Source organism: Enterobacter sp. ZOR0014 (assembly GCF_000798855.1).
In the GTDB taxonomy this organism is placed as follows: domain Bacteria; phylum Pseudomonadota; class Gammaproteobacteria; order Enterobacterales; family Enterobacteriaceae; genus Enterobacter; species Enterobacter kobei.
Window position 1 is genome coordinate 62873 of sequence record NZ_JTLF01000117.1, and the last position, 6000, is coordinate 68872.

Here is a 6000-nt window from a genome sequence, read left to right on the forward strand (position 1 = left end):
CAGTGTTCCTGGAAATCGGTTAACGTCACGCCTGTTAGCCGGGACAAACAGTACGGCGACATTGTTGTGATTTCATTATGGTCGCTCGCGGACACATTGCGGTGTGGCCAACACTGTTCCCTGTTAATTGGCTGGTTAGCAAGCACTAACTTACAAAATAACGAAGTGAATCCAATTGTAACAAAGCCCAACGTTCTGCGTCACAGAATTTGCAGGGTGAGGTGATTTTGGCGTAAGCCCTGGAAGTGAGCGAGGGGATTTACAAAGGCTGACACAATATATGTTTTGCTTACCCACTTAAGCCGGAAGGCGCAGCGAAGCGCCTGCCAGCAGAAAGGTCATCTATTTTGCGGCACTGGGTGCCGTATCAAGATGAACCACTGGATTATCAGCAAAAAGATAGCGGTCTGCATTAAATTCGAAGTCGTCGCTGGTTTCATTGAACAGCATCTGCTTGGTGTTTTCCAGATGTTGCCACATCGCCAGTTTTGCCGCGTGAGGATCTTTACGAATCAGCGCCTTAAGGATTTGATCATGATCGTCACACCAGTTGTCGACGGTGCGGGAATCGATATGATCGTGCAGTTTTTTCCAGTAAGGGTTGTGAACGCGCTGAGTCCACATTTTCTCAACGATTGCCGCCAACGCCGTATTCTGGGTTGCCAGCGCAACCTGGACGTGAAACTGCAGGTCCCACTCAGAATCCCGGAAACATTTTTCTTTGCGGGCGTTCTCCTGGATTTCCATTAACTTCATGATGTCCTGCTTGGTCACCTGCGTCGCGGCAAATTCGGCAATATTGCTTTCGATTAACTGGCGAGCCTGGAGCAGCTCAAACGGACCATAGCTGGCGAATTCCAGACTTTCATCCGTTACCGGAGAGTGTTTAGGCTGATTGGAAATCACATGAATACCGGAGCCTTTGCGGACCTCAACATAGCCTTCCACTTCCAGCATGATAATGGCTTCACGCACGACGGTACGGCTCACGCTTTTTTCATCGGCAATGAAACGCTCGGCGGGAAGTTTATCACCGACAAGATAGACGCCTTGCTCGATGCGATCTTTCAGCTCCGCAGCAAGTTGTTGATATAAACGACGTGGTTCGGTGATGTCCATATGCGCTCCAGGCAGGGTACGGCAGATGATTTGTTATACCACTTCTGCGTGCCACTCTCCAGATTTTGACATGAAAAAAGCCGCTACGGAGCGGCCTTTAAATGCCGGGTAAGGCGAAGCCGCCACCCGGCACAGCGATGCTAACTCTGCGTGGCCGGTTTCCCGAGCGTCTCTTTCTGCAGCTCCTCGGCGGATTTGTTTTTCAGTACCGTCCAGATCACTACCGCACCCATCAGGTCGAAGACGGCCAGCACGGCGAACAGCGGGCTAAAGCCGATGGTGTCTGCCAGGGCACCCACTACCAGCGCAAACAGCGTACTTGCAGTCCATGCCGCCATCCCGGTCAGGCCGTTAGCGGTGGCGACTTCGTTACGGCCGAAGACGTCAGACGAGAGCGTAATCAGCGCGCCGGAAAGTGACTGGTGAGCAAAACCGCCAACGCACAGCAGCGCGATAGCCACGTAAGGGCTGGTGAACAGGCCAATCATCCCCGGTCCAATCATCAGCAGCGCGCCCATGGTCACGACCATCTTACGGGAGACAATCAGGTTCACACCAAACCAGCGCTGGAACAGCGGGGGCAGGTAGCCACCCACGATACAGCCCAGATCGGCGAACAGCATCGGCATCCAGGCGAACATCGCGATCTCTTTCAGGTTAAAGCCATAGACTTTAAACATGAACAGCGGGATCCACGCGTTGAACGTCCCCCAGGCAGGCTCAGCGAGGAAGCGCGGCAGGGCAATACCCCAGAACTGACGGGTGCCCAGGATCTGCCAGACGGACAGTTTCTTGCCGTTGTTGACCTGATGCTGCGCTTCCTGACCGCCAATAATGTATTCGCGTTCTTCTTCGGAGAGTTTTTTCTGGTCGCGCGGATGCTTGTAGAAAATCAGCCACGCCATTGCCCATGCGAAGCTCAGCACGCCTGAGATAATGAACGCCAGCTGCCAGCTGTGCATCACGATAGCCCACACCACCAGCGGCGGTGCAATCATCGCGCCAATCGACGACCCCACGTTGAAGTATCCGACAGCAATGGAACGCTCTTTCGCCGGGAACCATTCGGAGCTGGCTTTCAGCCCTGCCGGGATCATTGCCGCTTCGGCGGCACCTACTGCACCACGCGCCAGCGCGAGCCCGCCCCAGCTGCCTGCCAGCGCCGTTGCGCCACAGAAAATGGCCCAGGTGACGGCGAAGAAGGCATAGCCGATTTTGGTGCCTAAAATATCCAGAACATAGCCAGCAACCGGCTGCATAATGGTATAAGCCGCGGAGTAGGCCGCAATGATGTAGGAATATTGCTGGGTTGAAATGTGCAGCTCTTCCATTAGCGTAGGCGCCGCCGCCGCTATGGTGTTACGCGTCAGGTAGCCCAGCACGGTGCCCAGCGTCACCAGTGCAATCATATACCAACGTAACCCTTTAATTTTACGCATCTAAAACCTCATCGTTATGTTATTTCCGTGCCAGAGCACGGCAACCTCTCAACCGTTTCCGGGAGCAGCTGTGTAACGGGAGGGGCGTAGCCGGAAGGTGTTTCCGGAACGGCCCGAACTTTGCCATCAGTAAGCGTCTTTCAGTCGGTATCCGTACCGTTAAATCCGATGTTTCACACCGGCAATGCATTCCGTCGGCTTATGGTTTGCGACGGCGAAAAGATAACTTGTCATACAGCTTTAAAAGGTGAGTGACATCACAAATGTATGATTATTTGTGTGGGCATTCTGCTTTGCGGATGAAGCCAGTACTGGCGCGGGGTGGAGAAGAGTTTACGTCATTCAGGGGGATTTATTTGTTGGCGTTTATTGATCTTACTCACGAAAAAAACGTCTGCCGATGGAAATTGGTGTGATAACTTTGCAGCATATGAACATACGCTTTCTGACGCTCCCGTAATGAGGATGACGATAATGACGCCGTTTATGACCGACGATTTTCTGCTAGATACCGAATTTGCTCGCCGTCTGTACCATGACTATGCCAAAGACCAGCCGATTTTCGACTACCACTGCCACTTGCCGCCGCAGCAGGTTGCCGAAAATTACCGTTTCAAAAACCTGTATGACATCTGGCTGAAGGGTGACCACTATAAATGGCGTGCGATGCGCACCAACGGTGTGGCTGAGCGCCTGTGTACCGGCGACGCCAGCGACCGCGAGAAGTTTGACGCCTGGGCCGCGACCGTTCCACACACGATCGGCAACCCGCTCTTTCACTGGACCCATCTGGAACTGCGCCGTCCGTTTGGCATCACCGGCAAACTGCTTTCACCTGCCACTGCGGATGAAATCTGGGACCAGTGCAACGAACTGCTGGCGCAGGATAACTTCTCCGCACGCGGTATCATGAAGCAGATGAACGTGAAGATGGTGGGTACCACCGACGATCCCATTGACTCCCTGGAACATCACGCTGTCGTGGCGAAAGATACCTCTTTCGATATTAAAGTGTTGCCAAGCTGGCGCCCGGACAAAGCTTTCAACATCGAACAGGCCACCTTCAACGATTACATGGCGAAGCTGGCCGAGGTGTCCGATACCGATATCCGCCGTTTCGCCGATCTGCAAACCGCGCTGACCAAACGTCTGGATCACTTTGCGGCACATGGCTGTAAAGTCTCTGACCATGCGCTGGACGTGGTGCTGTTTGCGGACGCCAGCGAAGCCGAGCTGGACAGCATTCTGGCGCGTCGTCTCTCGGGTGAAACGCTTAACGAGCACGACGTGGCGCAGTTTAAAACGGCGGTGCTGGTGTTCCTCGGTGCGGAATACGCCCGTCGCGGCTGGGTACAGCAGTACCACATCGGCGCGCTGCGCAACAACAACCAGCGTCAGTTCAAACTGCTCGGTGCTGACGTGGGCTTCGACTCCATCAACGATCGCCCGCTGGCGGAAGAGTTATCTAAACTGCTGAGCAAACAGAACGAACAAAACCTGCTGCCCAAAACCATCCTGTACTGCCTGAACCCGCGCGATAACGAAGTGCTGGGCACCATGATTGGCAACTTCCAGGGCGAAGGGATGCCGGGCAAGATGCAGTTCGGTTCCGGCTGGTGGTTCAACGACCAGAAAGATGGCATGGAGCGTCAGATGACGCAGCTGGCACAGCTTGGCCTGCTGAGCCGCTTTGTCGGCATGCTGACTGACAGCCGCAGCTTCCTGTCCTATACGCGCCATGAATATTTCCGCCGCATTTTGTGCCAGATGATTGGCCGTTGGGTTCACGCTGGCGAAGCGCCAGCCGATATCCAGCTGCTGGGCGACATGGTGAAAAACATCTGCTTTAACAATGCGCGTGACTACTTCGCCATTGAACTGAACTAAGGCCGTCTGAGGTTGATATGCAATACATCAAAATCCATTCGCTGGATAACGTTGCCGTCGCGCTGGCAGATTTAACCGAAGGGACGGAAGTGACCTTCAACAATCAGTCGGTGACGTTACGCCAGGCCGTTGGGCGTGGACACAAGTTTGCCCTGATCCCCATTGCGAAAGGGGAGAACGTGGTGAAGTACGGCTTGCCCATCGGTCATGCACTGGCGGATATTGCGCCGGGTGAATATATTCATTCCCACAACACCCGCACAAATCTGAGCGATCTTGACGAGTACAGCTATCAACCTGATTTCCAGTCGGAAGAAGAGCAGGCGGCGGATCGGGACGTGCAGATCTACCGTCGTGCGAACGGTGAGGTGGGGATCCGCAACGAGCTGTGGATCCTTCCAACCGTCGGCTGCGTGAACGGCATCGCACGCCAGATCCAGACGCGTTTTCTGAAAGAGACACACGATGCCGAGGGTACCGACGGCGTACATCTCTTCAGCCATACCTACGGCTGTTCGCAGCTCGGCGACGACCATATCAACACCCGCACCATGCTGCAAAACATGGTGCGCCACCCTAACGCGGGAGCGGTGCTGGTGATTGGCCTCGGCTGTGAAAACAACCAGGTCGATGCCTTCCGCGACACGCTGGGCGAATTTGACCCGGCGCGCGTTCATTTTATGGTATGTCAGCACCAGGATGACGAAGTGGAGGCGGGCGTGGAACATCTGCACCAGCTGTACGAGGTGATGCGTCACGATAAACGCCAGCCGGGCAAGCTAAGCGAGCTGAAGTTTGGTCTGGAGTGCGGCGGGTCCGATGGCCTGTCCGGCATCACGGCGAACCCGATGCTGGGCCGCTTCTCGGATTACGTGATCGCTAACGGCGGCACAACGGTGCTGACCGAGGTGCCGGAAATGTTCGGCGCAGAGCGCATTCTGATGAGCCACTGCCGCGACGAAGAGACGTTTGAGAAGACCGTCACCATGGTGAACGACTTCAAACAGTACTTCATCGCCCATAATCAGCCGATTTATGAGAACCCGTCGCCGGGTAACAAAGCGGGCGGGATCACGACGCTTGAAGAGAAATCCCTCGGCTGTACCCAGAAAGCGGGGGCAAGCCGGGTCGTGGACGTCCTGCGTTACGGCGAGCGCCTGAAAACCCACGGTCTGAACCTGCTGAGCGCACCGGGTAACGATGCGGTCGCCACCAGCGCGCTGGCGGGGGCTGGCTGCCACATGGTGCTGTTCAGTACCGGTCGCGGCACGCCGTACGGTGGCTTTGTGCCGACGGTCAAAATCGCGACCAACAGCGAGCTGGCGGCGAAGAAAAAGCACTGGATTGATTTCGACGCAGGCCAGCTGATTCACGGCAAAGCGATGCCGCAGCTGCTGACGGAGTTCGTGGACGCCATCGTGGCGTTTGCCAGCGGCAGACAGACCTGCAATGAGAAGAACGATTTTCGCGAGCTGGCGATCTTTAAGAGTGGTGTGACGCTTTAGGTTGAGTGCGGGCTGGTGCCCTCACCCCGGCCCTCTCCCACGGGGAGAGG

General features: G+C 55.5%; 4 protein-coding genes. 2 read left to right on the forward strand and 2 right to left on the reverse strand.

Annotated features, from left to right (window positions below):
• Positions 1–342: 342 nt before the first annotated feature.
• Positions 343–1119 (reverse strand): transcriptional regulator ExuR, encoded by a 777-nt coding sequence (gene exuR, locus L977_RS06130; RefSeq protein WP_014885325.1) that lies wholly within the window; start codon positions 1117–1119, stop codon positions 343–345.
• 140 nt (positions 1120–1259) lie between these two features.
• Positions 1260–2558, reverse strand: coding sequence for an MFS transporter (locus tag L977_RS06135; protein WP_023331362.1), 1299 nt, complete (start codon positions 2556–2558; stop codon positions 1260–1262).
• A gap of 474 nt (positions 2559–3032) precedes the next feature.
• Here L977_RS06135 and uxaC point away from each other — a divergent pair, with 474 nt between their 5' ends.
• Positions 3033–4445, forward strand: coding sequence for a glucuronate isomerase (gene uxaC / locus L977_RS06140; protein WP_014885323.1), 1413 nt, complete (start codon positions 3033–3035; stop codon positions 4443–4445).
• A 17-nt stretch (positions 4446–4462) separates the two neighbouring features.
• Positions 4463–5950 (forward strand): UxaA family hydrolase, encoded by a 1488-nt coding sequence (locus L977_RS06145; RefSeq protein ID WP_032635475.1) that lies wholly within the window; start codon positions 4463–4465, stop codon positions 5948–5950.
• Positions 5951–6000 lie beyond the last annotated feature (50 nt).

Coding starts and splice junctions, on each gene's coding strand:
- exuR (WP_014885325.1), bottom strand. CDS start 1,119: ATGGACATCACCGAACCACGTCGTTTATATCAACAACTTGCTGCGGAG.
- L977_RS06135 (WP_023331362.1), bottom strand. CDS start 2,558: ATGCGTAAAATTAAAGGGTTACGTTGGTATATGATTGCACTGGTGACG.
- uxaC (WP_014885323.1), top strand. CDS start 3,033: ATGACGCCGTTTATGACCGACGATTTTCTGCTAGATACCGAATTTGCT.
- L977_RS06145 (WP_032635475.1), top strand. CDS start 4,463: ATGCAATACATCAAAATCCATTCGCTGGATAACGTTGCCGTCGCGCTG.